Annotated in this window: 2 protein-coding genes; both read right to left on the bottom strand. The window is 58.7% G+C overall.

Going from position 1 to position 2,198, the window contains the following annotated elements:
• Positions 1-37 precede the first annotated feature (37 nt).
• On the bottom strand, positions 38-1,216 hold the full coding sequence (locus HX793_RS01755; RefSeq protein WP_016975243.1) for a vWA domain-containing protein: 1,179 nt from the start codon (positions 1,214-1,216) through the stop codon (positions 38-40).
• Entirely contained in the window at positions 1,216-2,061 is an 846-nt protein-coding gene (locus HX793_RS01750) for an AAA family ATPase (RefSeq protein ID WP_003210690.1), read from the bottom strand. Before HX793_RS01750 ends, HX793_RS01755 begins: the two co-directional genes overlap by 1 nt.
• Positions 2,062-2,198 lie beyond the last annotated feature (137 nt).

Genomic DNA, 2,198 nt, shown 5'->3' with positions numbered 1-2,198 from the left:
GCTGGCTTGCCTGCGATAGCGTCAGTGAGCACACCGCCTATTTGGAAAGAAAGCGCATCCCTTCTTCCAACCCCCGCAAGGTCAGCGGATACATCTGATCCTCCACCAACTCCCGCACAATCCCCGTCGACGCCGTATACCCCCACGTATCCTTCGGATACGGGTTAATCCAGATCAGTTTCTTGTACTTGGCCATGAAACGCTGCATCCACACATAGCCCGGCTCCTCATTCCAATGCTCGACGCTGCCGCCGGCCTGGGTGATTTCATACGGCGCCATCGACGCATCGCCGATAAAGATCACTTTGTAATCCGCGCCGTACTTGTGCAGCAGGTCCTGGGTTGAGGTGCGCTCGGAGGTGCGGCGCTGGTTGTTTTTCCACACCGACTCATAGACGAAGTTGTGGAAGTAGAAGTACTCCAGGTGCTTGAACTCGGTCTTGCATGCGGAGAAGAGTTCTTCGCAGATCTTCACGTGGGCATCCATCGAGCCACCGATGTCGAACAACAGCAGTAGCTTGATGGTGTTGCGCCGCTCCGGGCGCATCTGGATATTCAGCAACCCGGCGTCACGCGCGGTGTGGTCGATGGTGCCGTCAATATCCAGCTCTTCCGCAGCCCCCTGGCGCGCAAATTTGCGCAGGCGGCGCAAGGCGATCTTTATGTTACGCGTGCCCAGTTCAACCTGATCGTCGAGGTTCTTGTACTCGCGCTGGTCCCACACCTTAACGGCCTTGCCCTGGCGCTTGCCGGCGTCACCGACGCGGATGCCTTCCGGGTTGTAGCCGCCGGAACCAAAAGGGCTGGTGCCGCCGGTGCCGATCCACTTGTTGCCGCCGGCGTGGCGTTCCTTCTGTTCTTCCAGGCGTTTCTTGAATTCCTCGATGAGTTTGTCGAGGCCACCAAGAGACTGGATCTGCGCGCGTTCCTCATCGGTCAGCGAGCGTTCGAATTCCTTGCGCAGCCAGTCTTCGGGGATCAACGCCTGCAGGTGGTCGTCGAGTTTTTCCAGGCCATTGAAATAAGCGCCGAAGGCCCGGTCGAACTTGTCGAAATGCCGCTCGTCCTTGACCAGGATCGCCCGGGCCAAGTAGTAGAACTCGTCCATATCGGCGAAGGTCACGCGCATTTTCAGCGCGTTGATCAGGTCGAGCAGCTCGCGCACCGACACCGGTACCTTGGCGGCACGCATCTCGTTGAACAGGTTGAGCAGCATCAGCGATTACCGCGACGGCTCATGAACGCCAGACGCTCCAGCAACTGCACGTCTTGCTCGTTCTTCACCAACGCACCGGCCAGCGGCGGGATGGCTTTGGTCGGGTCGCGTTCGCGCAGCACGGCTTCGCCGATGTTGTCGGCCATCAGCAGCTTGAGCCAGTCCACCAGTTCGGAGGTGGAGGGTTTTTTCTTCAGGCCGGGCACTTTGCGCACGTCGAAGAACACGTCCAGCGCTTCGCTGACCAGGTCTTTCTTGATGTCGGGGTAGTGCACATCGACGATTTTTTGCAGGGTGGTGCGGTCGGGGAAGGCGATGTAGTGGAAGAAGCAGCGGCGCAGGAAGGCGTCCGGCAGCTCTTTTTCGTTGTTGGAAGTAATGATGATGATCGGGCGTTTCTTGGCCTTGATGGTCTCGTCGATTTCGTAGACGTAGAACTCCATCTTGTCGAGTTCTTGCAGCAGGTCGTTGGGGAATTCGATGTCGGCCTTGTCGATTTCATCGATCAGCAGGATCACCCGCTCTTCGGATTCGAACGCTTCCCAGAGCTTGCCCTTTTTCAGGTAATTACGCACGTCGTGCACCTTGTCCACACCCAGCTGCGAGTCGCGCAGGCGGCTTACCGCGTCGTATTCGTACAGGCCCTGGTGGGCCTTGGTGGTGGACTTGATGTGCCAGGTGATCAGCTTGGCGCCGAAGGACTCGGCCAATTGCTCGGCGAGCATGGTCTTGCCGGTGCCGGGCTCGCCCTTGACCAGCAGCGGCCGCTCCAGGGTGATGGCGGCGTTGACGGCCAGTTTCAGGTCATCGGTAGCCACATAGGCCTGGGTGCCTTCGAACTTCATCGGTGTTTCCTCGCATTCATCAATGCCCGGACTATACCGCGCAGCCCCGGCGACTGTGAACGCAGGCGGCTTATTCAGTATCTGAATGGCCAGTCACGACCTGAATCTGTACTCGTACCCATGTGGGAGCGGGCTTG

The organism is Pseudomonas reactans (assembly GCF_013387025.1).
GTDB lineage: Bacteria > Pseudomonadota > Gammaproteobacteria > Pseudomonadales > Pseudomonadaceae > Aquipseudomonas > Aquipseudomonas reactans.
This window is presented reverse-complemented; position numbering and strand designations above follow the sequence as displayed.

Excerpts from the sequence above, each read along its gene's own strand:
- HX793_RS01750 (WP_003210690.1), bottom strand. The coding sequence starts at position 2,061 with ATGAAGTTCGAAGGCACCCAGGCCTATGTGGCTACCGATGACCTGAAA.
- HX793_RS01755 (WP_016975243.1), bottom strand. The coding sequence starts at position 1,216 with ATGCTGCTCAACCTGTTCAACGAGATGCGTGCCGCCAAGGTACCGGTG.